Origin of the sequence: Streptomyces sp. NPDC001903 (assembly GCF_042891345.1) — a bacterium.
Taxonomy (GTDB): domain Bacteria; phylum Actinomycetota; class Actinomycetes; order Streptomycetales; family Streptomycetaceae; genus Streptomyces.
In genome coordinates this window covers 71,514-95,271 of the sequence record NZ_JBIASZ010000021.1, presented here as the reverse complement: position 1 = coordinate 95,271, position 23,758 = coordinate 71,514, and the positions used below count along the sequence as shown (strand labels likewise).

General features: G+C 72.8%; 28 protein-coding genes. 14 read left to right on the top strand and 14 right to left on the bottom strand.

The features are described 5' to 3' along the window. Window positions 1-251 precede the first annotated feature (251 nt). On the top strand, window positions 252-1,094 hold the full coding sequence (locus ACFYZS_RS34170) for a class I SAM-dependent methyltransferase (RefSeq protein ID WP_389021372.1): 843 nt from the start codon (window positions 252-254) through the stop codon (window positions 1,092-1,094). A 53-nt stretch (window positions 1,095-1,147) separates the two neighbouring features. On the opposite strand, the gene ACFYZS_RS34165 is transcribed toward ACFYZS_RS34170, so the two are convergent. Next, complete coding sequence (locus ACFYZS_RS34165; RefSeq protein WP_389021369.1) at window positions 1,148-1,786, bottom strand: flavin reductase family protein; 639 nt, start codon at window positions 1,784-1,786, stop codon at window positions 1,148-1,150. Window positions 1,787-1,995: 209 nt separating this feature from the next. Here ACFYZS_RS34165 and ACFYZS_RS34160 point away from each other — a divergent pair, with 209 nt between their 5' ends. Then, entirely contained in the window at window positions 1,996-2,964 is a 969-nt protein-coding gene (locus ACFYZS_RS34160) for a MerR family transcriptional regulator (protein ID WP_389021366.1), read from the top strand. Between the two features lie 84 nt (window positions 2,965-3,048). Here the strand turns inward: ACFYZS_RS34160 and ACFYZS_RS34155 are convergent, their stop codons facing one another. Continuing rightward, a complete protein-coding gene (locus ACFYZS_RS34155) occupies window positions 3,049-3,885 on the bottom strand; it encodes a ribonuclease BN (RefSeq protein WP_389021363.1) in 837 nt (278 codons plus the stop codon). Between the two features lie 271 nt (window positions 3,886-4,156). On the opposite strand from ACFYZS_RS34155, the gene ACFYZS_RS34150 reads away from it, so the two are divergent. Both ACFYZS_RS34150 and ACFYZS_RS34145 read left to right on the top strand, forming a co-directional pair. Beyond that, a complete protein-coding gene (locus ACFYZS_RS34150) occupies window positions 4,157-4,366 on the top strand; it encodes a hypothetical protein (RefSeq protein ID WP_389021360.1) in 210 nt (69 codons plus the stop codon). A gap of 157 nt (window positions 4,367-4,523) precedes the next feature. Next, window positions 4,524-5,669, top strand: a complete 1,146-nt coding sequence (locus tag ACFYZS_RS34145) for a YbdK family carboxylate-amine ligase (protein ID WP_389021357.1) — start codon at window positions 4,524-4,526, stop codon at window positions 5,667-5,669. On the opposite strand, the gene ACFYZS_RS34140 is transcribed toward ACFYZS_RS34145, so the two are convergent. Beyond that, window positions 5,655-6,203: a hypothetical protein gene (locus ACFYZS_RS34140; RefSeq protein ID WP_389021354.1), complete on the bottom strand. Its 549-nt coding sequence runs from the start codon at window positions 6,201-6,203 to the stop codon at window positions 5,655-5,657. The genes ACFYZS_RS34145 and ACFYZS_RS34140 overlap by 15 nt on opposite strands. Window positions 6,204-6,524: 321 nt before the next feature. Between ACFYZS_RS34140 and ACFYZS_RS34135 the strand changes: the two genes are divergently transcribed. Next, complete coding sequence (locus ACFYZS_RS34135; protein WP_389021351.1) at window positions 6,525-7,211, top strand: HAD family hydrolase; 687 nt, start codon at window positions 6,525-6,527, stop codon at window positions 7,209-7,211. Here ACFYZS_RS34135 and ACFYZS_RS34130 read toward each other — a convergent pair. From ACFYZS_RS34130 to ACFYZS_RS34120, 3 genes are all read right to left on the bottom strand, one after another. Then, the gene (locus tag ACFYZS_RS34130; RefSeq protein ID WP_389021348.1) at window positions 7,180-8,907 is read right to left on the bottom strand and encodes a thiamine pyrophosphate-dependent enzyme; all 1,728 of its coding nucleotides are present in this window, start codon (window positions 8,905-8,907) and stop codon (window positions 7,180-7,182) included. The two genes, ACFYZS_RS34135 and ACFYZS_RS34130, sit on opposite strands and share 32 nt — an antisense overlap. A 52-nt stretch (window positions 8,908-8,959) precedes the next feature. Then, window positions 8,960-10,543 carry an FMN-binding glutamate synthase family protein gene (locus ACFYZS_RS34125; protein WP_389021345.1) on the bottom strand — a complete coding sequence of 528 codons (1,584 nt, stop codon included), beginning with the start codon at window positions 10,541-10,543 and terminating at the stop codon, window positions 8,960-8,962. A 108-nt stretch (window positions 10,544-10,651) separates the two neighbouring features. Next, window positions 10,652-11,395: an SDR family NAD(P)-dependent oxidoreductase gene (locus ACFYZS_RS34120; protein WP_389021341.1), complete on the bottom strand. Its 744-nt coding sequence runs from the start codon at window positions 11,393-11,395 to the stop codon at window positions 10,652-10,654. Between the two features lie 251 nt (window positions 11,396-11,646). Between ACFYZS_RS34120 and ACFYZS_RS34115 the strand changes: the two genes are divergently transcribed. Continuing rightward, a complete protein-coding gene (locus ACFYZS_RS34115) occupies window positions 11,647-12,639 on the top strand; it encodes a helix-turn-helix domain-containing protein (RefSeq protein WP_389021338.1) in 993 nt (330 codons plus the stop codon). Between the two features lie 85 nt (window positions 12,640-12,724). Here the strand turns inward: ACFYZS_RS34115 and ACFYZS_RS34110 are convergent, their stop codons facing one another. The 3 genes from ACFYZS_RS34110 to ACFYZS_RS34100 all read right to left on the bottom strand — a co-directional run bounded on the left by ACFYZS_RS34110 (window position 12,725) and on the right by ACFYZS_RS34100 (window position 14,399). Then, window positions 12,725-13,111, bottom strand: coding sequence for a hypothetical protein (locus ACFYZS_RS34110; protein WP_389021336.1), 387 nt, complete (start codon window positions 13,109-13,111; stop codon window positions 12,725-12,727). A gap of 144 nt (window positions 13,112-13,255) precedes the next feature. After that, window positions 13,256-13,621, bottom strand: coding sequence for a PRC-barrel domain-containing protein (locus tag ACFYZS_RS34105; protein ID WP_389021333.1), 366 nt, complete (start codon window positions 13,619-13,621; stop codon window positions 13,256-13,258). A gap of 196 nt (window positions 13,622-13,817) precedes the next feature. Then, the gene (locus tag ACFYZS_RS34100; protein WP_389021331.1) at window positions 13,818-14,399 is read right to left on the bottom strand and encodes a DUF2231 domain-containing protein; all 582 of its coding nucleotides are present in this window, start codon (window positions 14,397-14,399) and stop codon (window positions 13,818-13,820) included. 183 nt (window positions 14,400-14,582) lie between these two features. On the opposite strand from ACFYZS_RS34100, the gene ACFYZS_RS34095 reads away from it, so the two are divergent. The 5 genes from ACFYZS_RS34095 (at window position 14,583) to ACFYZS_RS34075 (ending at window position 18,027) form a co-directional block, all read left to right on the top strand. Further along, window positions 14,583-15,641: a YihY/virulence factor BrkB family protein gene (locus tag ACFYZS_RS34095; RefSeq protein WP_389021328.1), complete on the top strand. Its 1,059-nt coding sequence runs from the start codon at window positions 14,583-14,585 to the stop codon at window positions 15,639-15,641. Window positions 15,642-15,802: 161 nt separating this feature from the next. After that, window positions 15,803-16,033: a DUF6479 family protein gene (locus ACFYZS_RS34090; protein ID WP_389021325.1), complete on the top strand. Its 231-nt coding sequence runs from the start codon at window positions 15,803-15,805 to the stop codon at window positions 16,031-16,033. An 80-nt stretch (window positions 16,034-16,113) separates the two neighbouring features. Next, window positions 16,114-16,755 carry a HemK2/MTQ2 family protein methyltransferase gene (locus ACFYZS_RS34085; RefSeq protein ID WP_389021507.1) on the top strand — a complete coding sequence of 214 codons (642 nt, stop codon included), beginning with the start codon at window positions 16,114-16,116 and terminating at the stop codon, window positions 16,753-16,755. A 52-nt stretch (window positions 16,756-16,807) separates the two neighbouring features. Then, window positions 16,808-17,002: a CDGSH iron-sulfur domain-containing protein gene (locus ACFYZS_RS34080; protein ID WP_389021323.1), complete on the top strand. Its 195-nt coding sequence runs from the start codon at window positions 16,808-16,810 to the stop codon at window positions 17,000-17,002. After that, entirely contained in the window at window positions 16,999-18,027 is a 1,029-nt protein-coding gene (locus ACFYZS_RS34075) for an iron-containing redox enzyme family protein (protein ID WP_389021320.1), read from the top strand. Before ACFYZS_RS34080 ends, ACFYZS_RS34075 begins: the two co-directional genes overlap by 4 nt. A 57-nt stretch (window positions 18,028-18,084) precedes the next feature. Here the strand turns inward: ACFYZS_RS34075 and ACFYZS_RS34070 are convergent, their stop codons facing one another. The 3 genes from ACFYZS_RS34070 to ACFYZS_RS34060 all read right to left on the bottom strand — a co-directional run bounded on the left by ACFYZS_RS34070 (window position 18,085) and on the right by ACFYZS_RS34060 (window position 20,822). After that, a complete protein-coding gene (locus tag ACFYZS_RS34070; protein ID WP_389021317.1) occupies window positions 18,085-18,573 on the bottom strand; it encodes a hypothetical protein in 489 nt (162 codons plus the stop codon). Between the two features lie 91 nt (window positions 18,574-18,664). Continuing rightward, window positions 18,665-20,422, bottom strand: coding sequence for a GAF domain-containing SpoIIE family protein phosphatase (locus ACFYZS_RS34065; RefSeq protein WP_389021314.1), 1,758 nt, complete (start codon window positions 20,420-20,422; stop codon window positions 18,665-18,667). Between the two features lie 211 nt (window positions 20,423-20,633). Next, a complete protein-coding gene (locus tag ACFYZS_RS34060) occupies window positions 20,634-20,822 on the bottom strand; it encodes a DUF6381 family protein (RefSeq protein WP_389021311.1) in 189 nt (62 codons plus the stop codon). Between the two features lie 239 nt (window positions 20,823-21,061). Here ACFYZS_RS34060 and ACFYZS_RS34055 point away from each other — a divergent pair, with 239 nt between their 5' ends. After that, the gene (locus ACFYZS_RS34055; protein WP_389021308.1) at window positions 21,062-21,472 is read left to right on the top strand and encodes an SsgA family sporulation/cell division regulator; all 411 of its coding nucleotides are present in this window, start codon (window positions 21,062-21,064) and stop codon (window positions 21,470-21,472) included. Window positions 21,473-21,581: 109 nt separating this feature from the next. Here ACFYZS_RS34055 and ACFYZS_RS34050 read toward each other — a convergent pair whose 3' ends face one another. Both ACFYZS_RS34050 and ACFYZS_RS34045 read right to left on the bottom strand, forming a co-directional pair. Beyond that, window positions 21,582-21,758, bottom strand: a complete 177-nt coding sequence (locus ACFYZS_RS34050) for a CsbD family protein (protein WP_389021305.1) — start codon at window positions 21,756-21,758, stop codon at window positions 21,582-21,584. Window positions 21,759-21,871: 113 nt separating this feature from the next. Then, window positions 21,872-22,432 carry an adenylate kinase gene (locus tag ACFYZS_RS34045; protein ID WP_389021302.1) on the bottom strand — a complete coding sequence of 187 codons (561 nt, stop codon included), beginning with the start codon at window positions 22,430-22,432 and terminating at the stop codon, window positions 21,872-21,874. Between the two features lie 254 nt (window positions 22,433-22,686). Here ACFYZS_RS34045 and ACFYZS_RS34040 point away from each other — a divergent pair, with 254 nt between their 5' ends. Continuing rightward, window positions 22,687-23,202 (top strand): DUF6328 family protein, encoded by a 516-nt coding sequence (locus ACFYZS_RS34040; protein WP_389021299.1) that lies wholly within the window; start codon window positions 22,687-22,689, stop codon window positions 23,200-23,202. Continuing rightward, a complete protein-coding gene (locus tag ACFYZS_RS34035) occupies window positions 23,088-23,726 on the top strand; it encodes a LysR family transcriptional regulator substrate-binding protein (RefSeq protein ID WP_389021504.1) in 639 nt (212 codons plus the stop codon). Before ACFYZS_RS34040 ends, ACFYZS_RS34035 begins: the two co-directional genes overlap by 115 nt. The last annotated feature ends 32 nt before the right edge of the window (window positions 23,727-23,758 follow it).

Sequence of the window (23,758 nt, the reverse complement as noted above, 5' to 3'; positions counted from 1 at the left end):
CGGCGAGCGCGAGGTCCGTCCGCCCGCCGGAGACCGGGGCCGCGATCGCGATCGCGAGCGCGCTCCGCCTTCCCATCGTCACCCCGCCCGTCCCGCGGTGCGACCGGGAGCCGGAACGCCCGGCCCCGCGCGGACCGACCCCGCCGTTGCGGGCCGAGCCGGGCGGCACCCTGTCGCCGGGCCGCGGTCCGTGCGGGTTCCTATGCTCGAAGCAGGTGGGGATTCGACACCAGGCGAAGGAGGCGGACGGCATGACCGACACGGCAGACGCACGCGACGCTGACCGCGCGCTCAAGGCGAAGCACCGGACCATGTGGGCCCTCGGCGACTACCCGGCGGTCGCCAAGGAGGTCGTCGGGGCCCTCGGCCCCGTCCTCGTCGAGGCCTGCGGGGTCAAGCACGGCGACCGGGTCCTCGACATCGCCGCGGGGTCGGGGAACGCCGCCATTCCGGCCGCACTGGCCGGCGGCGACGTGATCGCCTCCGACCTCACGCCCGAGCTGATGGACGTGGGGCAACGGGATGCGGCGGCGCGCGGAGCCGAGCTGCGCTGGCAGGTGGCCGACGCCGAGGCCCTGCCCTTCGCCGACGGGGAGTTCGACACGGTCATGTCCTGCGTCGGGGTCATGTTCGCCCCGCACCACCAGGCCACCGCCGGCGAACTGCTCCGGGTCTGCCGGCCGGGCGGCACCGTCGGGCTGATCAGCTGGACCCCGGAAGGGTTCATCGGGCAGATGTTCACCGCCATGAAGGCGTACGCGCCACCGCCGCCTCCGGGGGCGCAGCCGCCGCCCCTGTGGGGGCAGGAGGAGCACGTCCGTACCCTCCTCGGTGACGGCGTCACCGGGGCGGAGGCGCGACGGCAGACGGTCCGCGTGGACCGCTTCGCCAAGCCCGCGGACTTCCGCGAGTTCTTCAAGGCCACCTACGGCCCGACGATCGCGGTCTACCGGAACATCGCCGACGCTCCCGAGAAGACCGCCGCCCTGGACCGGGCCCTCGACGAGCTGGCGGACGGCGCGCTCCAGGACGGGGCGATGGAGTGGGAGTACCTCCTGTTCACCGCGCGCCGGAGCGGCGCCGCGCCCGATTAGGCCCGGCCTCGTCGAGCGGCGGCCCCGGATGCGGGCAGCACCCGCGTGTCCGCTCAGACGGGCGCCGACCGGTGCTGGTGCGGCATGTTCCAGCCTTCGGCGAGCCTCGACGGGTGGATGTTCTCTCCGCCGCCGAAGAACTCGCAGAACTTCATGATCAGAGGATCCCAGCGGAGCGGGTCCACGTGGTGCGTCCCCGGGATGACCAGGTCCTCTTCCACATGGGAACGGAGGATCTCGACCTCGAAGGCGGTGGCGTGGAGTGCGGGACCGGCGAAGGGGCGGGCCGAGACGACCCTGCACTCCAGCTGGATCGGGCATTCCGCGACCCGAGGGGCCCGGACGAGGTCCGACGCCTGCTCGGTCAACCGAGCGGCCTCGAACTTGTTCGGCTCGTGCCGGTAGCCCTGCTTCGCCTTGTAGTCCGGTACGGCCGGCCTCCCGGTGGTGAGCGCGATCCGGTCGACGGCATCGACCATCGCCGAAGAGGGCAGGTTCAGCACGCACTCGCCCTCCCGCAGGAGGTTCGCGGTGGTCTGGGCGGCGTCGCCGAGACCGAGCATGCAGGACTGGCCCAGCCACCACGCCGAGGACATGGGCGCGAGGTTCGCCGTACCGTCCTCGTTGAGTGAGCTGATCAGCACCACAGGGGTTCCGAAGTACAGGACCTTGAGCCCGGGGACGACGTGCATGTGTCGTGCCTCTCGTGAAGTGTCGGACGGACGGACCGGCCCGCGGTCGACACCCCGGGCCGTGGCCGACTCTCCCGTGAACGGGCCCACCGACGCTGGCGGGAATACGACGTCGCGTTCCTTCCGCACCCGCGGAGATACCCCGGGGTGCCCCGGGATGCCCTGGGCGGCTTGACTCTCCAGTGGCTGGAGACAGGAGAGTTGCCGTCATGAACGGCACGACACCCCCGCACTCGATCGGCGGCCTTTCGGCCCGAACCGGCATTCCGGTCCGCACGATCCGGTTCTACTCGGACACCGGACTGCTGCCCCCGACCCGGCGCACCCGGGCCGGCTACCGCCGCTACGACGACGCGGCTCTCGACCGGCTGCGGACGATCGGTGTGCTGCGGGAGCTGGACGTCGGCCTGCCCACCATCCGCCGCGTACTCGACGGCGACCTCTCCCTCACCGAGGTCGCCACCGCGCACGCGGACGCCACCGAACTCCAGATCCGGGCCCTGCGCACGCGGCTGAACCTCCTGCGCCGCATGGCGGGGCACGGCTCGACTCCCGAGGAGATCACTCGAATGCACCGCCTGACCCGACTCGCCTCCGACGAACGGCGCCGCCTGGTGGCCGACTTCCTGGGCGGCCTCCAAGCCGCGACGCCCGCCGCGCAGAGTGCGGTCGCCGCCCTGCGCACCGCCGTGCCCCACCTTCCCGACGACCCGTCCGACGCGCAGCTCGACGCGTGGCTGGAACTCACCGAGCTGGCCGCGGACGACACCTTCCGCGCGCACCTGGCCCAGGCCGAACTCCCGCCCGCCGACGAGGAGGCCCTGGCGGGTACGGGGCCCGGGGAGGCGGCGGACCTCCTGTGCTTCGCCCGGCAGGCGGTCACCGCAGCGATGGACGCGGGAACCGACCCGCAGAGCGCCCGGGCCGTCCCCGTGGCCGACGCCGTCGTGGCGCGCTTCGCCGCCACGCTCGACCGGCCCGACGGCGACGAGCTGCGGGAATGGATGGCCGGGCAGCTCGAAGTGGGGCACGACCCGCTCGTCGCCCGCTACTGGCGCCTGGTCTGGACCGTCAACGGCTGGCACGTGCTGCCCGGCCACCTGCCCTTCCAGCCCTGGCTGGTGACGGCCCTGCGCACGCCCCGGCCGCCCAGGACCGACGCCCGGTACCCCGAGTAGGGAGGCTTGCCGCGGGTGTCCGTCCCGCCTCTCCCGTACGACCGTCAGCCCCGCCCCGGATCGCCCCCGCGGCCCCGCCCGTCGTCAACGCGGGGATTGACCTCCTCCCGTGCCCTCCGTCGGCTCGGCGCCATCGCCCCGTCGGCCCGGGGCCGGCGGTTGGGCGCGGCGCGCCAGTTCGTCGTGGACGAGGCGGCCGACGAGTGCGCCGCCGAAGACGACGACGCCGACGCCGACGAGCCAGCTCTGGATGACGAGGACGGTTCCGAACGGGCCGTAGGTGACGGCGCTGGACGCGATGAGCGGTGAGAAGACGAACCGGGAGAAGACCCGCAGCCCGAGCAATCCGAGCATGGTGGCCACCGCCCCGGGCAGGAGGGCGAGCCAGCCGACCCGGCCGCCGAGCAGCAGCCGCTGGGACCACCAGAAGAACAGCATGCCGATCGCCACGGTGACGAACCCCCGGGCAGGGGACTCGCGCCACGGTGGCGTGATCGCCGACAGGTAGAGGACGGCGACGAGTACGCCGAGCCACAGGACGTGCCGCCAGCGGGCCCACCAGCGCGCCGGAGGCAGGTCCCAGATCCTTTCGTAGCCGCTCTGCAGCAGGGTGCCGAACGACAGACCGAACACGGCGAGCAGGGCCAGGCCGAACGCCGTGGTGGTCCGCCATACCTCGCCGGGGAGGGCGAAGAGACGGTCGATCTCCGCCCTGGCGGCCGGCGACACTCCGAGCCCGTCTCCCAGCCATTGGGCGAACCCTTGCCCGCCGGCGGTGTTCGCCGCGGACACGACGATCAGCAGCGGTACCAGCGTCAGGAACCCGAGCGCGGCGAAGCCCAGCGAGCGCTGCCACAGGTCCACGTCCCGGACACGCCCCCAGCGCCTGCCGGCCCGCGTACGGCGGATCGTGCTGAGCATCCTTCCGAGGCCCGGCCACCGGGCCGGCCCGCGGGAGCCGGTCATGGCGGTCCCGTCCGCGGGTGCGGCGACCGGGACGGGGCATGCGGGGCTGATGTCACGGGCATGGCCGCTCCAGGTGCTGCTGGTTCCCACGGTACCCGGGCCCTGCGGTCCGCCCGGGCGGCATTCCCGCCGGGTGCCCGCGCTCGGGTCCGCGCCCGGATCGGCAGGCTTGGGCGCGGCGGTGTGGGGTAGTCGCGGGACACGGGAGCCACCGAAGGAGGACGCGATGGCGGACAACGAGAGGTCCGGGCGACGCCCGCGGACCACGCCCGCCGAGGCCGCGGGCGAGAGCGGAGACCGCGAGGCCCGGCGCCAGGCGGACGACGCCGTCGTCCGGGGCAGGCCGCAGGAGGACGCGGACGCCGGGGGCCACCGCGCCAAGCGCCACCGCCCCGGCATCGGTCGTGAAGAGCAGACCGAACCGGACCGGGCCTGAGAAGCGGACTCCGCACGAGGCCGGTGCGAACCGGTCCCCACACGTGCCTGCTCGCCGTGGCCGGTCGACGAAGGACTTTGCCATGTCCCCCCAAGAGATCACCCCGGATCGTGCGGTCGATCCCGTCCGGGCAGGCCCGCCGCGGGGTGCCGGACGGATGACGGTGGGAGTGGAGGAGGAGTTCCTGCTGGTGGACCGGCGTACGGGAATCCCCGTGGCGAGCGGTCCGCACGTCGTGGACGCCGCACGCGCGGTACTGGGCGCACAGGCACAGCCGGAGTTCCACGGCGCGCAGGTCGAGGTGTGCACCCGCCCCACGGCCCGGCTGGCCGCGCTGCGGTCGGAGCTGGCGCTGCTGCGGCAGGTGATGGCGGAGGCCGCGGCCGGGGAAGGATGCCTGCTGGTCGCGACCGGCACCCCGGTGATCCCTCCGGAGCGGCCGCCGGCCGTGACCCCCGGCGGGCGGTACGGGCGGATGGCAGCCCGCTGGCCCTCGCCGGCGGCTTCGTACGAGGGCATCGTGTGCGGCTGCCACATCCACATCGGGGTGAGCGGACGAGGCCAGGCACTCGCACTGGCCAACCACATGCGGCCCTGGCTGCCGCCCCTCCAGGCGCTCGCGGCCAACTCGCCCTTCTCCCTGGGCCACGACACCGGCTGGGCCGGCCGGCGGTCCGTGGAGCACGCCCGCTGGCCCGGCGTCGGGCCCGCACCCCTGCTCGACGAGGCCGGCTACGAGCGCCTCGCCGACCACCTGGTGCGCACCGGCACCCTGCTGGACCGCCGGATGATCTACTGGTACGCCCGCCCCTCCGAGCACGTACCGACGCTGGAGATCCGGCTCTGCGACGTGAACGCCGACCTCGACCAGGTGGTGCTGCTCACCGCCCTCGTACGGGGGCTGGCCACGGCCCTGCTGCCCGAGATCGCCGACGGCCGGCCGGTTCCCCGCCCGCCCGAGTCGCGCCTGCGTGCCGCGCACCGGCTCGCCGCGTGGCAGGGGCTGGAGGGTGAGGGGATCGATCCCGTGAGCGGGGAGTGCGTACCGGCCGCCAGGTCGGTGGAGCTGCTGCTGGCGCGGGCGGGGCCGGGGCTGGCGGCGCTCGGGGACTCCGATCTCGCCGAGGAACTGTTCGACCGGGTGCGGCGCCGGGGCGGCGGGGCCGCCCTCCAGCGTGCGTCGTACGAGAGACGGGGGCGCCTGGGCGACGTGGTCGGCGACCTGGTGCGTACGACCCTCGGCGCCCCGGTGGGCGGCGGCCGTCGCGCGGGCGGGCCGGCCTGGTCTTCACGACGTACGTGACCTGCCCGACCCGCCCCCGATCTGGATCGCCGTCTCCGGAGACCGTTCCTCGGTGAACACCTGTACGGCCCGCTCCAGGCGGAGGGCCTCCAGGATCCGGATCTGCCGCTCGGCGCGCCGCAGCAGCTCTCGAACCCGGGCGCCGTCGATGCGCGGGTTGGTGTCGGCCAGGGCCGCGAGCGATCGCCAGGCACACGCCTTGCCCTCGACGCCCAGGCGCATGGCTTCCAGCTCGAGGACGTCGCTGAGCGGCGAGCGGGAGAGGAGACGGCCGTTGAGCTTGAGCCGGCCGGCCTTCTCGGCGAGCCATCCGAGGGCGATCCGGTTCCGCATCACCGGGATGTCGAGGTCGGCCATGATGCGGCGCAGGCTCTCGCGGTCCTGGGTGACCTCCAGCGCGAGGGAGGCCAGCGGGGGCCCCAGGGCGGTGCCCCGATGGACTCGCGCCGCGCGGCGCAGGAGTTCGACACCGGAACCGGCACCGGTCAGATGGTCGTTGAGGTAAATGCCGAGGAAAGGAGGACGGCTGTTCATGGCGGTGGCTCCGTGAGGGTGGATCGCGGCGGGGGAGTCCAGGGGCTGCCGCGCAGAGCGCAGACTCCCTGCTCCCGGGCCGCTGGGATGCGCGTCCGGGCCCGCGGCGGCGGAACACGCCCGGCTTCGGCAAGGGGCGGCTACCCGGAAACCGGCCCCCTACCCGCCGCTCGTCATCCCGGATGAGACCCGCGGCGCTCGCGCCGTGCCGGTGCGTCCCGGGCACCTGGGCGTGAGGAGTACGAAGGGGACGAGCGGGTAGGCGCCTGCGCAGCCGAACCCGGGCCCGGGCTCGGCCACCGGACCCGGCGGGAGGCGCGCATGAACCGGGCCGCGCTCTTCGACGTCGACGGAACCCTTGCCGACACCAACCACCTGCACGTCACCTGCTGGTGGGAGGCACTGCGGCAAGGCGGCCACGACGTCGCCATGCACGACATCCACCGCGCGATCGGCCTGCCCGGCGAGGACCTCCTCGCGCATCTGCTGGGCGAGGACCGCGATACGGACCAGGACGACACGCTGACCACCGCGCACGACACCCTCTACGGGACGTACCTCGACCGGCTGCCGCCGCTGGACGCGGCGGCCGACCTGCTGCGCGAGCTGGACCGGAGCGGCTGGCGCGTGGTGCTCGTCACCTCCGCCCAGCAGGCCGAACTCGATGCCCTGCGGCGTGCCGTCGACGCCGACGACGCCATCACGGCGACGGCCAGTGCGGACGACGTGGAGCGGGGCAAGCCCGCGCCCGACCCGGTCCACCACGCCCTCGACCTCGCCGACGCGTCCGCGCGCGACTCGGTCTTCGTCGGCGACACGGTCTGGGACATGCGGGCGGGCAGCCGCGCCGGAGTCACCTGCGTGGGACTCCTGTGCGGCGGCATCCCCCGCGGCGACCTCGAAGGGGCCGGAGCCCGGGCCGTGTACCGGCATCCCGCGGACCTCCTCGCCCACCTCGGCGACAGCCCGTTCTCCGTCAGTCCCCGCGGCTCGACAGGGTCTCCTTGACCTTGGCGATGGCGAAACCCCACCCCTGGGCCACGGTCGGCTTGCCCGGCACGGCCACCTCCTCGGGGTTGGTCAGTACGTCCAGCAGGACGGGCCCCGGCGTCTCGAAGGCCCGGCGCACACTGTCGTGGAGTTCGGCCGGATCGGTGACCCGGATCCCCGTCAGGCCGAGGGCGGTGGCGACCGCGGCGAAATCGGGATTGTCGAGCCGCGTACCGAACTCGGGCAGTCCCGCCTGCTCCTGCTCCAGTTTGACCATGCCCAGCCGGCGGTTGTCGAAGACGACGAGCTTCACCGGGAGCCCGTACGTCCTGATCGTCATCAGGTCGCCGAGCAGCATGCTCAGCCCGCCGTCGCCGCAGAAGGCGACGACCTGCCGGTCGGGCGCCCAGAGCTGGGCCCCGAGGGCCTGCGGCATGGCGTTCGCCATCGAGCCGAGGTTGTACGAGCCGATCAGCCGCCTGTTTGCGCGCATGCCGACGAAGCGGGACAGCCAGACGGTGGCCATGCCGGTGTCGGAGGTGAACACGGCGTCCTCGTCGGCATACCGGTCCACCGCGGCGGCCAGGGCTTCGGGGCGGATCTCGTGGTCCCGGTTGTCCAGGGCGGCCCGCAGCCTGCCGGTCCAGCGGTGCTCGTGCCCCGGGTCGGCCAGGCGCTGCTGCCCCTCCTCCCAGCGTACGAACCGGTCCCGGGCGCTCTCCAGGTGCGTACGGTCGGAAGCCTTCTCCAGCAGCGGCAGCAGGGCGCGCAGGGTGGCCCCGACATCGCCCGCGAGACCCACGTCCACCGGAACCCGGCGGCCCAGGTGCTCCGCACGGGTGTCCACCTGCACCACCTTGCAGCCCGTCGGGTACCAGTCGCGGTAGGGGAAGTCGGTGCCCAGCATCAGGAGCGCGTCGCCGCCGTCGAGCGCGTGCGCCGCGGCGGGATTGCCGATCAGGCCGGTCTGCCCCACCTGGAAGGGGTTGTCGCCCTCGAAGCCCTCCTTCGCCTTGAGCGTGAGCACCATGGGCGCGGCGAGCAGCTCCGCGGCCCGGAGCACCTCGGTACGGGCCCCGCGCGCCCCGCGGCCGACGAGCAGCGTGACGCGGGAGGCGGAGTTCAGCAGCTCGGCGGCCTCGGCGAGGGCCGGGTCCTCGGGGCGCGTGCGCGGCGCGGCGAGGGCGAAGCGCGTGGGGCGGTCCTCGCCCAGCTCCCGGTCGCCCAGGTCGCCGGGGACGGTCAGGACGGCCACACCGCCCAGGGTGACGGCGGCGCGCACGGCCGATTCGAGCATCCGCGGCATCTGGTCGGGGGAGGTGACCGTGGCCCGGTAGACGGCCACGTCGCGGAAGAGCAGGTCGTTGTCGACCTCCTGGAAGTAGTCGCTGCCCACCTCGGCGAGCGGGACCTGCCCGCAGATCGCCAGGACCGGCGTGCGGCTCTTGGCCGCGTCGTAGAGCCCGTTGAGGAGGTGCACCGACCCCGGACCGACCGTGCCCATGCACACTCCGAGAGTGTCGGAGAGCTGTGACTGCGCCGAGGCCGCGAAGGCCGCCGCCTCCTCGTGCCGGCAGCCGATCCATTCCAGGCCGTCCGTGGTGCGGATGGCGTCGGTCAGGGGGTTCAAGGCGTCCCCGACGACGCCGAAGACGTGGCGGACACCCAGTTCCTTGAGTGCGTCGATGATCACGTGGGCGACGGTACGTGCCACAGGAGTGCCCTTCCGTCCGGGTGCGGCCCCCGGGGCGGGGGCCGGCGCGGTGTCAGTGGGTGAAGCGGTCCGGGTCGGCCGCCCGCCAGTCGGATGCCCAGCCCTCGGGCGCTGATGCGAGCAGTTGTCCCGGTGCGAGCCACTCGTGGAGTTCCGCGTAGGAGCGGACGGTGTGCGGATCCACCCGCTGGAGCAGCTGGTGCGGGCGCAGCCCGGACGGCTCGTCGACCCCCATCGCCGCCATGATCTGCAGGGCGCTCTTGACCGTGGCCTCCTGGAAGCGCCGCACGCGCTGGGCCTTGTCGCCGACGTCGAGGGCGCGGGCGCGCCGCTCGTCCTGGGTGGCGACGCCCACGGGGCAGGTGTTCGTGTGGCAGCGCTGGGCCTGGATGCATCCGACCGCGAACATCATGGCGCGGGCGGCATTGGTGTAGTCGGCTCCCTGGAGGAGGCGTTTGACCAGGTCGCTGCCGGTGGCGACCTTGCCGCTGGCCCCGATCCGGATCCGCTCGCGCAGACCCGCCCCCACGAGGGCGTTGTGCACGGTCATCAGCCCCTCGCCGAGCGGCAGGCCGACGTGGTCGGCGAATTCGAGCGGCGCGGCGCCCGTTCCGCCCTCCGCGCCGTCGACGATGACGAAGTCCGGCGTGGTGCCCTCCTCCAGCATCGCCTTGCACACGGCGAGGAACTCCCGGCGCGAGCCGACGCAGAGCTTGAACCCGACGGGCTTGCCGTCGGCGAGTTCGCGCATCCGGGCCAGGAAGCGCACCAGCTCGCGCGGAGTGGAGTAGACGCGGTGGAAGGGCGGCGACACGACGGTCCTGCCCTGAGGGACTCCGCGGACCTTCGCGATCTCGGCGTTGACCTTGGCTCCCGGCAGGACGCCGCCGATACCCGGCTTGGCGCCCTGGCTGATCTTCAACGACACGCACTTGACCTGCTCGTGCGCGGCCTTCTCGGCGAACTGCCCCTCGTCGAAGCCCCCGTCGTCGGTCCGGCAGCCGAAGTAGCCGGTGCCGATCTCCCAGACGAGGTCCCCGCCGGGGCGCAGGTGGTACTCCGACAGTCCGCCCTCGCCGGTGTCGTGGGCGAAGCGGCCCGACCGGGCGCCGGCGTTGAGGGCGAGAACGGCCTGGGCCGACAGGGAGCCGAAGCTCATCGCCGACACGTTGAGCAGGGCCATGTCGTACGGGCGGGTGCACTCGGGTCCGCCGATCCGGACCCGGGGCGGGTCCGTGCGCACCGCCCGCGGGGCCATCGAGGGCGTGAGGAACTCGCTGCCGGGCCGGTACAGGTCGAGCTCGGTGCCGAACGGCTCCTCCGCGTCCGTCCCCTTGGCCCGCTCGTAGACGATGCTCCGGGTGTCCCGGTCGAAGGGGCGGCCGTCGAAGTTCCGCTCGATGAAGTACTGCTGGATCTCCGGCCGCAGTGCCTCCAGGGCGAAGCGCAGGTGCCCGAGCAGCGGGTAGTTCCGAAGGATCGAGTGCCGGCGCTGTACGAGGTCGTGTACGGCCACCAGCGCGAGCAGGACCAGGGGGACGGCCAGGGCCAGGAACCAGGGCGTGGCCAGGGCGGAGGCGGCCGACGCACATGCGGCGAGCAGGACGAGCAGGACCACGAGAGGTGTCTTCAGCACGTCGCGCTTCTGTCCCGAAGTCTCCCGGCCAACCGCCCGCGGGGTGCGTGCCCGGCCGCCCTCGTCCGCGGGCCCGCCCGTCTCACGACGGCCGCAGGCACACCGGGGTCAGATCGCGACGCCCGTCTCATCGGCCAGCGCCCGCAGCAGGCGGTCCTGGAACGCCTGGTCGTGGACCGCCTGATGCGGCGGTCGCAGCCGGCGGTGATACCAGTACCCGCCGGTGGTCAGGGCCTGGGAATCGTCGCTCGTCGCCAGCCACTCCTGTGTGCGGTGGCCGAGTTCGAGATCGTCCGGCGCGTGCGGGCCTCCCATCCTGGTCGGCACCCAGCCCGGATCCACGGAGTTGCTCAACACCCCCGGGCGCAGGCGGGCCACGGCGGCCGCGAGCGCCGTGACGAACAGCTTGCTGTCCGCGTACGAGCCCGCGTGCTCGCCCCGCCAGTCGACGCCGGCGAGCGAGGGGTGGGGGTGGCCGTCGAAATGAGAGCCGCTGCTCACGTACACGAGGCGGCGGGGTTCGCGCAGCAGGGCGGTGAGCAGGTACGGCGCGACGATGTTGACCGGCATGACCGCCGGGCCGTTCCACACGCCCGCGTTGTGGATGACCGCGTCGAGCGGCCGCGCGTCGTTCAGCTCCTCGGCGATGCGCCGTACGGCGTCGCGGTCCGTGAAGTCACCCACCACGATGCCCGCTCCCCGATCCAGCAGCGGGGCGAGGCCGGCCGCGCGCTCCGGGTTCCGGGCGTGCACCACCACCTCGTGTCCCGCGGACAGCAGGGAGTGCGCCGCGGCCCGTCCCAGGCCGTCGGCGGAACCCGTCACCAGGATCCGGCTGGTCGTGTCTTCCACGGCTCTCCTCGTCGAGGCGGCAGGCGGCAGGCATCACTCGTGGCGACGTGCGACGTGCGACGTGCGGCGGACGCGCAGTCGTTCCGCATCCTGGCATGAGCCGGACAGCCGTGCGCCGAACGGAGCAGGGAGTCGACGCGGGTCTGCCCGAAGGGCGTACGTGCGCCCGCCGGGGCCGACCGTATTCTGGAAGGCCGGACCGAGCAGGGGGCCTACGATCGCGCTGCCCGCCGGAGGGGAGGGGTGCCGCAATGCCACAGCGTTCCCGGGCGGATTCGCCGGGTCGGACGAGTTTCCGGACCACGGACCTGGAGGCCGCCCGCGACTGGATGAGGTCCGCCTACGGCACGAGCCTGCGGATGAAGTCACCGGCTCCGAACGGCACTTTCAGCTACTCCCGCACCCTCGCCGGTCCCGTCACGCTGAGCACGCTCGCACTGGCGACCGAGTACGCGTACGCCAGCGATCCGCTCGGCGCCGTGGCCATCACCCACGTGGTCAGTGGCCGGATGCGCCGGGAATGCGCCGACGACGCCTACTCGGCGGGACCGGGCGACGTCTTCGCGATCTCGCAGCCCGACCTGCCGTACACCGGCCACGTCGACGGGGCCGAACTGCGCGCGGTGTCGCTGTCCCGCCGCATCGTCGAGGACGCCGCGGGCCGTCTGCCCGGACGGCCCGCGCCGCCGCTGCGGTTCATCCGGTTCACGCCCGTCTCCCCGGCCCGGGCGGAGCAGTGGAAGAGGGCCGTGGACTATCTGGAGTCGGGAGTCCTGGCCGGGCCCGCGGCCGGCGAACCGCTGGTGGTGGACGCCGCCGCCCGGATGATCGCCGCCCATGCGCTGACCACGTTCCCGAACACCGCGCACCCCGCGTCCGTACCGGCCGACACCCGCGACGCGACCCCCGAGACCGTCCGGCGAGCCGTGGCCTTCATCGAGTCCGCGCCCGATGCGGAGATCGGACCGACCGAGATGGCCGCGGCCGCCGGCGTCACCCCGAGGGCCCTCCAGTACGCCTTTCGCCGGCATCTCGGCACGACGCCGACCGCCTACCTGCGCCGTGTACGGCTCGACCTCGCGCACGCCGACCTCGTGGCGGGCGACGCGGCGAGCGGGGCCGGCGTGGCGGCGATCGCGCACCGGTGGGGGTTCCACCACCTGGGCCGCTTCGCCGCCGCCTACCGCGCGGCGTACGGCCACTCGCCGAGCCGCACCCTGGGGGAGAGCGGCCGCGCCCGATAGCCGGGCCGGGTGCGTCAAGCCCTAGGGGGTGTCCGCAAAGTAGCGCCGTGCGCCCGCGGGGCAGGCGGGACTTTGCGGACACCCCCTAGGGGGCCGGCCCGGCGTCCGCGGCGTCCGCCGGGTCCGCCGCGTTCCGGGGCCGTACCGCGAGGAGGTGCTCGCCCCGGATCGCCACGTCGAGGCCGCCGTCCCGCAGGGTCACCGCCAGAGCCGTCCGCAGGGCGGTGTGCAGGCCCGGCAGGGCCGTGAACCGGGAGAGGTCCTCTTCGTGGCCGTGGACCTGGATGGTCGGCCGCAGTACCTCCTGAGCGGCCCATCCGATCATGACGCCCTCCGGCGCCGCCCAGACGCGCAGGCCGTTGCCGTCCTGCGGCACCGTCTCGAAACCGGCACGGGCGAGCAGACGCCGTACGCGTGCGCAGTCGTCGCCGGGCCCGTCCTCGGGCGACCCGGCGACCGTTGGGGAGGACATGCCCCAACTGTCGATCAAGCCCGCCCGCCCGCGAAAGCCGTATCGCGAAGACCCTTGCCCGCCACGAGCCGGAATACGAAGAAGACGCCGGTCCCGGCACCCACGTGGGGGCGCCGGGACCGGCGTCATGATGCGCGGAGCGGATCAGAAGGGGCGGCCGCCGAAGGGAGTGGTGCCGTAGTACGTGCCCAGCTCCTCCCGGTATCCGGCGTCGCCGAGGTGCTTGTCCCGGTGGAACTCGGGTGCGTTCTTGATCTGTTCCTTGGTGCGGTCGACGTAGATCTTCCGCTCTTCCGGGTCGATCTTGACGACCGTGCGCGCCGGCAGCAGGACTTCCTTGCCGAAGATCCATACGCCGGTGTCGACGACCAGGTAGGCGTCACCGACCTCGTCGGAGTGCTTGTCGACCTTGCCGATGCCCCCGTCGGTCGCCTCGACCTTGTAGCCGGTCAGGTCCGTACCGGCCAGGTGGCCCGCGGTCGGCTGGTAGCTCCACACATGTTCAGTCACGCGAAAACAACTCCTCGGTCAACGGGGGACGGCGGGGAACTGCTTCTCCGCCGATCCTCCTTGTTCCGTACGTCGTGCGGGGCGGGCCGTGCTTTCCGCCCTGGACTTCGCCTGCCCCGCTTTCACCGCTTGACGCACCCGGATTCCTCCGGTGTACGGCCGACTCTCCGCGGCCGGGCAGGAGGACCCGCCTCGTTCATGTGGCGGGGTGGGCTCCGACGGCCCGCCGGTAGGCCACGTGCCCGCCCAGTGCGCCGGTGACGGCGACGGCGGCCAGGCCGCCGAGGGACCACAGGCGGGCCTTCGCCGAACGGCCCTGGAGCCGTGAACCCAGGGACACGGCATAGCAGGCCACCGCGGCCACGTTGGAGACCGCGTGGGCCAGTCCGACCCGGGCCTGCTCGGGAGGAAGGTCCGCCCAGTCCGCCCAGCCGGCCACCGCCGCCGGGGCGACCCCGGCGAGTCCGACGGCGGTGAGGGTCGTCGTCGCACGCCGAGTCCCCGGTACGACGTCCAACACGGCGGCCGACAGCCAGCATCCGACGGGTACCTGCACCAGCACGGGATGCACCGGGTGGCCCAGCGGCCTGCCGCGCAGCAGATCGCGCATCCCGCCCAGGGGGAGTGAGCGGATTCCCCGCTGGAGCACCTTGACCGCAGGGTCGGCCACCGTTGTCCGCTCGAGCCGGTCCAGGGCCGACAGCCACCAGGCGGAGGCCGTGTCGATGACTGCGGCCGGCCCTGGCGTGGTCGAGGTACCGGGGGTGTGAGAGTCCATACACGACGCCTACCCGGTGTCGCGCCGTGATCCCGGCCTGACCTCGAGTGCACCCGAACGACTGGCCAGCCAATGGGGGAGCCGCGCCCGCCCGGGCAGCGCCGCGCCCGGCGTCCCCGGCGGACCGGGTGTTTCCGCGTGCCGTACGGGCATGAGTGGCCCTGGAGCGGACAGCAGACGGGTATGACACCCCCTGCGAAGCGTGGCCATGGCGGCGAGCGCGACCGTGACCGCGATCGTGCCGGCACCGAGCGCGACAGCGTGGCTGGGCCGAGCGGGCTGGTCGAGGAGCGGGCCCCTGATCAGCTTTCCGACCTGCCCGCACGCTCCTGGCGGGCAGTACTGCGCGGCACGGCCAAGGAGTTCCGGAACGACGAACTGGCCGATCGCGCGGCGGCCTTGACCTACTACGCGGTGCTGGCGGTCTTCCCCGCCCTCCTGGTTCTCGTCTCCCTCCTGGGCCTGGCCGGCGCGTCGACGACCGAGCGGCTGCTGGACAGCCTGCGGCAGCTGACTCCCGGCTCCGCACAGGACGTGCTCAGTGACGTGGTCAGGCAGCTGCAGGGCCGCAGCGGCGTCGGGTCGCTGATGGCGGTCGTCGGTCTCGTCGTGGCACTCTGGTCGGCTTCCGGTTACGTGGCCGCGTTCATCCGCTCCGCGAACGCCGTCTACGACATGCCCGAGGGCCGTCCGGTGTGGCAGGTGCTGCCGCTGCGCCTGGCGCTCACCGTGACACTGATGGTCCTCGCCTGTGCCAGTGCGCTGATCGTGGTCTTCACCGGAGGACTGGCCCGGCAGGTGGGCACCGCCCTGGGGATGGGCGACAGCGTCCTCACCGTGTGGTCGATCGCGAAATGGCCGGGCCTGGTGCTCCTCGTCACGATCATGGTCGCGCTGCTGTACTGGGCGGCGCCGAACGCCAAGGGCCGTGGATTCAGGTGGGTGACACCGGGCAGCGTCCTGGCCCTGGTGATCTGGATGGTCGCCTCGGCCGGCTTCGCGTTCTACGCCGCGACCTTCGCTTCCTACAACAAGACGTACGGGACCCTGGCGGGTGTCATCGTCTTCCTGGTCTGGCTGTGGATCACCAACCTCGCGATCCTCCTCGGCCTGGAGTTCGACGCGGAACTGGCGCGCCGGCGTGCGATGGCCGGAGGGCTGCCCGAAGGCGCGGAACCCTATGTCCGGCCCCGGGAGACCCGTGCCTGGAGCGAGGAGGACCGCCGCCGCATGGAGCGGTGACCGCGCAGGACCGTGCGGCGAACGCGGGCAGCCCCCTCTGGCCGGGCTGATCCGCCGAGATGCCGGCCCTTTGCCGCCGCTCCCACGACACCGTCCTTTCTCTGCCTGAATCACGGGAGGGGAGGTTCCTTAAGCCCGCCGATTGCGGGTAGGCGCCAGCCATGATTCCTACCGAAATTCTTGCGGCCGAAGGCCAAGGATCGTTTTTCCTCATATTCGCCGGCGTGGTGGTGGTCGTCCTTTTGGTCGGCGCGTTCTGGTACGGCAGCCGCAGGAGTGCCCGCCGCCGGGCGCCCGCCCGGCCGGCCGAGCAGAATCCCGTGGCCCGCGGGCGCGAGGATTCCTGGCAGACACCGGACGGCAGCACCAGCGACCAGGGGCCCCGCGCGTGAGCGGGCCCGGTGCGCTGCGGGAGGGGCTGGGCTGGCCGCTCGGTACGGCGCCGTCCCCGCCAGCGCTGCCCGGCGGCCTGATGACCCTGCCGGGGGTCTACCGGCCGCAGGCGGACACCCTTCTCCTCGCCGAGGCCCTCACCCAGGAGGAGCTGGGGCCGAGCACGGACGCCCTGGAGATCGGTACGGGCACCGGCGCGCTGGCCCTGCACGCCGCGGTCAGGGGAGCCCGGGTCACGGCGGTCGACGTCTCCTGGCCCGCCGTGGTCACGGCGCGGCTGAACTCCCTGCGCCGAAGACTGCCCGTCCGCGTCCTGCACGGCGACTTCGCGGCACGCACCGCGGGGTCCCGCTTCGACCTCGTCATCACGAATCCGCCGTACGTGCCCGCCCCGGGGCGCCGGCTCCCCTCGTACGGGCCCGAGCGGGCCTGGGACGCCGGTCCGGACGGGCGCGGGGTCATCGACCGGATCTGCGCCGACGCGCCCGCCCTGCTGCGTCCCGGCGGCGTCCTGCTCATGGTGCACTCGGGGATGTGCGGGGCCGAGCGGACGCTCGACCGGCTGACCGGGGTGGGGCTGGCCGCGGAGGTCACGGCGAAGGCCTCCGTGCCGTGGGGCCCCGTACTGCGTTCGCGACGAGCCTGGCTGGAGCGGCAGGGGCTGGCGGCGGAAGCCGAGGAGTGGGAAGAGCTGGTGATCATCCGTGCCGAGTCCGAATGACCGCGGCCCGTGCCGGGCTGCTTGCGCGGCGGCGCCCGCCCGCCGCCTTTCCGTGGATCCGCAGGGCCCGGTCCTGGTCGAGGGTCCGGTCGAAATCGTCCTGGACGACGGGACGGTCGCCCGCTCGGACCGCTTCATGGTCGCGGTGTGCACCTGCCGTCGCAGCCGTACGTACCCGTGGTGCGACACCAGTCACCGCCGCCGCGAGCGGGCGGACGCCCCGCCCGAGGACAGGATCCCGAGATGACCCCTCCCAGCCCGAGCACGACGGCGACCACCGGAGGCCCCCGCCTCGTCGAGGGGCAGGGCGAGCTGTCCCGCGCCGTGACGCAGGCCCTGCGATCGGGCGCCCCGCCGGTGTACGCCACCGGGTCGGTACTGAAGGCGGACCCGTGGGGTGAGGACCTCCAACTCGCGCTGTACCTCCTCTACGAACTGCACTACCGCGGTTTCGCCGGCGTGGACGACGAGCGCGAGTGGGACCCGGAGCTGCTGCGGCTGCGCCAGGCCCTGGAGACGCGGTTCCTCCACGCCCTGCGCACCGAGCTGTCCGGTGCTCCCCGATCGGTCGAGGAGGCCTTCGCCCCCTTGCTCGTCGAGCCCGTCGACCTCTCGGGCAGCCTGAGCCACCGTCTCGAGACCGAGGGCGAGCTGTGGCAGCTGCGCGAGTACGCCGCCCTGCGCTCGCTCTACCACCTCAAGGAGGCCGACCCGCACCTGTGGGTCGTCCCCCGGCTCACCGGACGGGCGAAGGCCGCGATGGCGGCCATCGAGTACGACGAGTTCGGTGCCGGCCGCGCCGAACGCATCCACGCGAGGCTCTTCGCGGACCTCATGGCCGACCTGGATCTGGATCCGGGGTACGGCCGCTACCTGGACCGAGCTCCCGCGCCCCTGCTCGCGACCGTGAACCTGATGTCCCTCTTCGGCCTCCACCGGGCCCTGCGCGGCGCTCTCGTCGGGCACTTCGCGTGCGTCGAGGTCACTTCGTCGCCCGGATCCAGGCGCCTGGCCAAGGCCATGCGGCGCTGCGGGGCGGGTCCCGCGGCGGAGCACTTCTACGCCGAGCACGTGGAGGCCGACGCCGTCCACGAGCAGGTCGTACGCCACGAGGTCGTCGCGGGCCTGCTGGCCGACGAGCCCGGCCTCGAGGCGGACGTCGCCTTCGGGTGCGCGGCCACCGTCCTGCTGGAGGAGCGCCTCGCGACCCACATCGGCCGGGCCTGGGACCGGGGCCGCAGTGCGTTGCGGTCGCCCTTGCCACGGTCGTAGGGCCTCGGCCGATGAGGATCGGCCAAGGCCCCGGGGGCTTGCTCCGGACCGTCGCTGTCAGCGAGGCGCGGTTCGGTGCCCGAACCAGCGGCCACGGCCGCGTGGAGCATCCTCCGCCGGAGCCGTGGTCTCGGCCACTGGAGCGGCGGTCCCTGCGCGCCCGTCGTCATGGGTGGTCTCGTCACGGGTGGTCTCGGCGCGGGCGTCGTCACGTTGCTTGATCAGGTCGTCGCGCTCGCGTTCGTGCTCGCGCTCGACGGCCGTGGCCTCACGGCGTGATGTCCCCAGCTCCCGTCGGGCCCGCATCGAGCGACGGGCCGAACGACGGGTGCCCATGATGACGAGAGCCAGGCCCAGGAGGGCCACGGCTCCCACGATCATCCCGGTCAGAAAGAGAGCCCCGGTCGAACCGGTCGCGTGGTAGCCGAATATCGAGAAATCGCCGCCGGCGCCGAGACCGTGCCCCGCACCGGTATTGCCGAATACCCCGGCCAAACCGACGACGATGGCGGCGATGAGAATGATGAGTCCGAGGATGAGAATCATGGAACTGCTCCTTGGATCCGCGCCCGGACAATCCGCCGAACACGGTCGGCGCCTACCCCGGTTTTGAACCGGCAAGCCACAACAGCAGACATCAGGGAACGCGCAGCGCCAGTACGACGACATCGTCGCCGGGAGGAGCGTCCGCCGGCCTGCTGCTGATCCGGCGGAGCAGTTCGGCCGGTGGAAGGTCACCGTGTCGAGCGAGCAGGGCGACGAGTTGCGCGATGGAGGCATCGATGTCGTGGCCGCGGCGCTCGATGAGCCCGTCGGTGTAGAGCAGCAGCGTGGAGCCCGGCGGAAGGTCGCGCCGTGCCTCGGTGCGCGGGAACGGCCCGAGGTTCTGGTGGATGAGGATGTCGTGCTCCACGAGGGCGGTCACCCGGCCGTCGGGAGCGCGGAGCAGCGGCGGCGGATGGCCGGCGTTGGACCAGGTCAGCGTCCAGCCGGGGCCGTTGTCGGCCGGGGCGAGGCGTGCGTGGACCAGCGTGCCGCCGGCCTCGACCGGCAGGACCGAGCACGCGGCTTCGAGGGCGGTCAGAGCGGTGGCGGGGCTGTACGGGGGGTGGTCGAGGGTGGCCTGCCGCAGCATGCTGCGGATCTGGCCCATGATCGTGGCGGCGTGCATGTCGTGGCCGGTGATGTCGCCCACCGTGATCATGAGCGCCGCGGGCCCGCCGGCTGAGGCGGGCGGCAGGTGGTAGGCGTCGTACCAGTCCCCACCGATCATGTCGCCGACCGCGGCCGGCTGGTACAGGGCGCTGATCTCGATGGGGTCGGCAAGGGGGAGATCGGTGAGCATGGCCTCCTGGAGCTGCCGGGCCACGGAGATCCGCTCGTCGAGGTACAGGGCGCGCTCCACCGCCTGCGCGATGTAACCGGACGCCGCGGTGAGCGTGGCACGCTCGGTGACGCCCACCTCGTGCCGCTTGGCCCAGCAGATCGCGAGTACGCCCAGCACACCGCGGCTGCCCCAGAGCGGCAGGCACAGCAGCGTGGTGAAGCCCATGCGGTCGAAGAAGCCGACCGCCTCGGAGCCGTAGTCGGCGACGAGCGCCTCGCGGTCGGCTACGAAGACCGCACGCCGCTCCCGCAGGGCCCGCGTGCTCGGGAACGCCGCGGTCACGGGCATCGTGAGGACCTCGCGCTCCACCGAGTGCTCGATGTCCGGGTCGGGAACCCGGTGCAGTTCGTCCTTCTCGGCGACGAGCAGACCGACGTACGAGGGCTCCCCGGCACCGACGAAGAGGTCCCGCAGCCGCCGTCGTACGTCCTCCAGCCCCGACGTCTGCGCCAGCTCCTCCGACGCCCTCAGCAGCAGCTCGGCATGGTCCAGCCCGGCCTGCGCCTCGCGCTCCAGGCGCTGCGCGTCGCTCCGGGCACGGTCGGCACCGGCCCGTGCGGTCTCCAGCACCTTCTGCACGGACCGGCTCTGCGCCGACAGGATGCGCAGGCACAGCTCGGCGGAGCATGCCGCGGCCAGATCCTCCAGGTCGGGCAGCTCGCCGTCACTCCAGGTACGGGGCTCGTGATCGACGGCACACAGGGCGCCGAGGACGATTCCGTCACCGTCGGTCAGCGGCATCCCGGCATACGCGACGACCCCGAGGTCCGCGACGGCCGGGCTGGTACGAAGCAGCTCATCGGCGCGCGCGTCGGGCACGGCCAGGGGCTGCCCGGAGTCCACCACACTCCGGCAGAGCGCGTGCGACGGCGGCAGGGCGCGGGCGGCTGCCCACGGGTGGGGCAGACCGTACAGGCCGGGCAGGATCTGCCGGTCTTCCTCGACCAGGGAAACGAAGGCCACCGGCACGCGAAGCAGCCGGGACACCAGCCGGGCGAAGCGGTCCATCCCGGAATCGGATGCCGCCGAAAGACCGGCCAGGCTCAAAGCCCGCCGCCGGGCACTTTCGGGGGCCACTCCGGCTGTCCCGCCCTGCTCCGACATCTGCCCTCCGGTCCCGCTGTCCCGAAGCGCTGAACGGCACCGTAGACCGGCGCCGGGCTGCCCGGCCGGTCGTCGGTGACGGGGCCGCCGCCGGCAGGTCACTCGTGGGCCTGGTCTACATGGGGTCCATGGTTCCGCTGCCCCTGCCGTTCTCCTGCTCCGTCTTCTCACGGATACGCATGGCCCTGTCCTTCAGCCGCTGCCGCTCTGCGGGATCGGTGGAGTGCTGCGCCGCCTGCTCCAGTTCTTCGGCCCTGGCGCGCATCTGCTGGGCTCGCTTGCTCGGCTGGCTGTCGCCGCTCATGATCACTCCTCGGGTGCGGGGTGCCGGTCCCCCCAGGCAAACAGCGTGAGCGCCGACGCGCCACCGCAGCCGTCCACCCCGGCGGCGGCGCGAACTTCTGGCCGTGGCCGCCATGGCCGTCCTCTCCGGCTACCTGCGCCGGCGCGGATCCCCGGAATCCGATCCCGTGGCGGGCCGTGTGCCGAGGGCGAGGCGGGGCAGACGAGTGCCACCGTGCAGCCCACCCCGGAGGCCCGTCGATGTCCTTCACATCTGCCCTGATCACCGTTCAACTGGACGCGGTGAGGGGCCGTGTACCGCTCCTCGCCCGGTTCTCGTACGACGGCGAGGACCCGTACGCCGTGCGGGCCACGTTCCTCGACGGCCCCACGGTCCTGGCGCGTTGGCACTTCGACCGGCAGATGCTCGCCGAGGGACTGCACCGCCCGGTGGGCGAGGGAGACGTCGTGTTCCGTCCCCACGGGGCGGCCGGCGTCGACGAGCTCCGCGTCGCCTTGCGGGGGCTCGCCGGGGAGGGGCAAGGGGACGCCGTGCTCTTCGTGGAGGCCCGCGCGCTCACGGACTTCCTGCACCAGACGTACGCCGTCACCGGCGCGGGGGAGGAGTTCCTCGACGTGGACAAGCTCCTCGACGAGTTGCTGGCCCGCTGACGCGCGGGCGACCGACTCGGGATCGCCGTGGGCGGGAAGCCCCGGACATGCCTCGGTCCCGAACCCGGACGGGTTCGGGACCGAGGCACCGCTCTGCGGCGAGGTCAGGTCACCGCCGCTTGAACATGTCCTTCATCTTTTCCTTGGCCTGGCGGGCATCGCCCTTCGCCGCTTCGCCGCGGCCTTCGGCAGTCAGTCGCTCGTTGCCCACCAGGCGGCCGGCCGTTTCCTTGAGCTTGCCCTTGGCCTGCTCGGTCTTGGCCCGGCCCTTCTCGTCCTTCGACACAGCTGATCACTCCCTGGGGTGCGGGGAACTGCTTGCCCTGCGCGTTTGGCCCGGATCGCGGTGCGCAAACGTGTCCTGGGGCCGCCGGATGCGATGAAGGACAGAACCGGTGATCAGGCGTGCCGGTGGGAGTGCCGGTTTCCCGGTGACGAGGCGGTAAGCGATGCCAGCCAGGCGGAGGTCTCGTCGGGGTGGGCGAAGCGGAGGGCGTCGAGAGGCGCGAAGCGGGGATCGTGGATGCGGCGTTCGACCTCGCGGCGGCGGGCTCCGTGTTGCGACCAGGCCCACCAGGCGGGGTGTTCCCGGCTCAGCCAGTCGGTCCAGGTTTCCCTGTTGCCTCCGAAGAGGACCTCGCGCGTGACGGTGCGCCGGAAGGACCGGCGCAGGACACGGGGCATGACGACGCGTTTGGGGTAGTCCAGCCACACCACGGTGTCGGCCCGGTCCCACAGCAGGTCACGGACTTCCGGATAGCCGACAGAGTCGATGATCCAGCGAGTCCCGGTGGTGAGCGTCGATACGTCTTCAGAGAACCTGTTGTTGACGGCCCAGTCGGGGCCGTGGAAATACAACGCGTCCATCTCGTGGTAGGGCAACCTCAGATGACGACCCAAGGCTCGGGCGAGCGTGGATTTGCCCGCACCGGTGACACCCACCACCAAGATCCGCTGCACCGGTGCACCCTACCTCGGCGCCATGAGGAGCAGGGGTTCGTACCGCTGTCGCCGGCGACGCACGACACGGTTCCGGTCGCGAGGTGACGAGGTATCACCCGGGGGACGGGCCGTGGTGAACCGTCGGCCAGGGGGCGGCGTGCTCCGTTCACCGGAACTTCGGCGAATGTACGACAGGTGGGCATCTCGCGTGGCGAGGCGCCTCCTGTTGACCGTCGCCGCCCTCACGCCGCCCCCATGGAAGAGGCATCGTCATGGCCCTGACGAGCAAGAGGCCGACGCTTCGGCCGGTTCCCGAGCAGCACACCCCGCGTACGCCCCTGATGTCCCCGCCCGCTGCGGCCGCTCTCGCCGGCAGCGAGGAGCGGTTGGAGCAGGACCAGGACAAGGCGTACGCCGAGCTCCTGCAGGAAGTGCGCGTGGCCCGGACCGGAGTCCAGATCCTGCTGGGATTCCTGATGACCTTCGCCTTCAGCCCGCGTTTCTCGGCCCTGACCGAATTCCAGGCCGGTCAGTACGTCCTCACCCTGTTGGTGGCCTTCGGCGCGGGCGTATTCCTCACCGCCCCCGTCCCCTTCCACAGGGTCGTCTTCCGCTGCGACATGCGAACCGAGCTGTGGTCTGGCTGTGGTTCGGCATGCCGCTGTGGTGCCGCCTGCGGCACGGGCTCGGCGGTTCGTTCGCGCTGGGCACCGTCGGCGGTCTGGACGGCACCGGGGTTCCCCGGCTGCTGGGGGAGTACCACCGGCGGTATCCGCGCGTCGCCGTGAGTCTCATCGGGGCGTCGAGCCCCGCCCTGCTCGGGAAGGTCCGCGACGGGGAGATCGACGCGGCCGTGGTTGCGGGACCGCCGGACGGCGATCCCTCCGGGGTCGCCTCGCGCGTGCTCCTGGAGGACCGGATCGTCGCGGTCCTCCCCGCCGGGGGCCGGCCCGCGAACCTGGCGGGCCTTGCGATGACCCTCGACGAGGCGGTCCGGGGCCCGGTCATCAGCTACGGCCCCGACAGCGGCGTGCACGCGTACATCCGAGAGGCCTTCGCCGCGCAGGAACTGAGGCTGGACATCGCGTACGCGACGAACGACGCCGCCCTCCAACTCGCGCTGGTGGCCGAGGGGATCGGCACGGCCCTCACCTCCCACGCGAGTCCCGTCCTCGCCGCGGCCCCGCGGTTCGACGTCGTACCGCTGGAGCCCGCCATCCGACTGCGGAAGGTGTTCGTGTGGCGCGGAGGCACCCGGCCGAGCGCGCCACTGCGGGCGTTCCTCGACCTGTGGACGGAACTGTCCGGGTAACGCGGTCCGGCGCGGCGGTCAGGGCGCCGCGA

Bases quoted from the DNA above. Each gene is read 5' to 3' on its own strand.
- ACFYZS_RS34170 (WP_389021372.1), top strand. From the start codon at position 252: ATGACCGACACGGCAGACGCACGCGACGCTGACCGCGCGCTCAAGGCG.
- ACFYZS_RS34165 (WP_389021369.1), bottom strand. From the start codon at position 1,786: ATGCACGTCGTCCCCGGGCTCAAGGTCCTGTACTTCGGAACCCCTGTG.
- ACFYZS_RS34160 (WP_389021366.1), top strand. From the start codon at position 1,996: ATGAACGGCACGACACCCCCGCACTCGATCGGCGGCCTTTCGGCCCGA.
- ACFYZS_RS34155 (WP_389021363.1), bottom strand. From the start codon at position 3,885: ATGCTCAGCACGATCCGCCGTACGCGGGCCGGCAGGCGCTGGGGGCGT.
- ACFYZS_RS34150 (WP_389021360.1), top strand. From the start codon at position 4,157: ATGGCGGACAACGAGAGGTCCGGGCGACGCCCGCGGACCACGCCCGCC.
- ACFYZS_RS34145 (WP_389021357.1), top strand. From the start codon at position 4,524: ATGACGGTGGGAGTGGAGGAGGAGTTCCTGCTGGTGGACCGGCGTACG.
- ACFYZS_RS34140 (WP_389021354.1), bottom strand. From the start codon at position 6,203: ATGAACAGCCGTCCTCCTTTCCTCGGCATTTACCTCAACGACCATCTG.
- ACFYZS_RS34135 (WP_389021351.1), top strand. From the start codon at position 6,525: ATGAACCGGGCCGCGCTCTTCGACGTCGACGGAACCCTTGCCGACACC.
- ACFYZS_RS34115 (WP_389021338.1), top strand. From the start codon at position 11,647: ATGCCACAGCGTTCCCGGGCGGATTCGCCGGGTCGGACGAGTTTCCGG.
- ACFYZS_RS34110 (WP_389021336.1), bottom strand. From the start codon at position 13,111: ATGTCCTCCCCAACGGTCGCCGGGTCGCCCGAGGACGGGCCCGGCGAC.
- ACFYZS_RS34100 (WP_389021331.1), bottom strand. From the start codon at position 14,399: ATGGACTCTCACACCCCCGGTACCTCGACCACGCCAGGGCCGGCCGCA.
- ACFYZS_RS34095 (WP_389021328.1), top strand. From the start codon at position 14,583: ATGACACCCCCTGCGAAGCGTGGCCATGGCGGCGAGCGCGACCGTGAC.
- ACFYZS_RS34090 (WP_389021325.1), top strand. From the start codon at position 15,803: ATGATTCCTACCGAAATTCTTGCGGCCGAAGGCCAAGGATCGTTTTTC.
- ACFYZS_RS34085 (WP_389021507.1), top strand. From the start codon at position 16,114: ATGACCCTGCCGGGGGTCTACCGGCCGCAGGCGGACACCCTTCTCCTC.
- ACFYZS_RS34075 (WP_389021320.1), top strand. From the start codon at position 16,999: ATGACCCCTCCCAGCCCGAGCACGACGGCGACCACCGGAGGCCCCCGC.
- ACFYZS_RS34070 (WP_389021317.1), bottom strand. From the start codon at position 18,573: ATGATTCTCATCCTCGGACTCATCATTCTCATCGCCGCCATCGTCGTC.
- ACFYZS_RS34065 (WP_389021314.1), bottom strand. From the start codon at position 20,422: ATGGACCGCTTCGCCCGGCTGGTGTCCCGGCTGCTTCGCGTGCCGGTG.
- ACFYZS_RS34060 (WP_389021311.1), bottom strand. From the start codon at position 20,822: ATGAGCGGCGACAGCCAGCCGAGCAAGCGAGCCCAGCAGATGCGCGCC.
- ACFYZS_RS34055 (WP_389021308.1), top strand. From the start codon at position 21,062: ATGTCCTTCACATCTGCCCTGATCACCGTTCAACTGGACGCGGTGAGG.
- ACFYZS_RS34040 (WP_389021299.1), top strand. From the start codon at position 22,687: ATGGCCCTGACGAGCAAGAGGCCGACGCTTCGGCCGGTTCCCGAGCAG.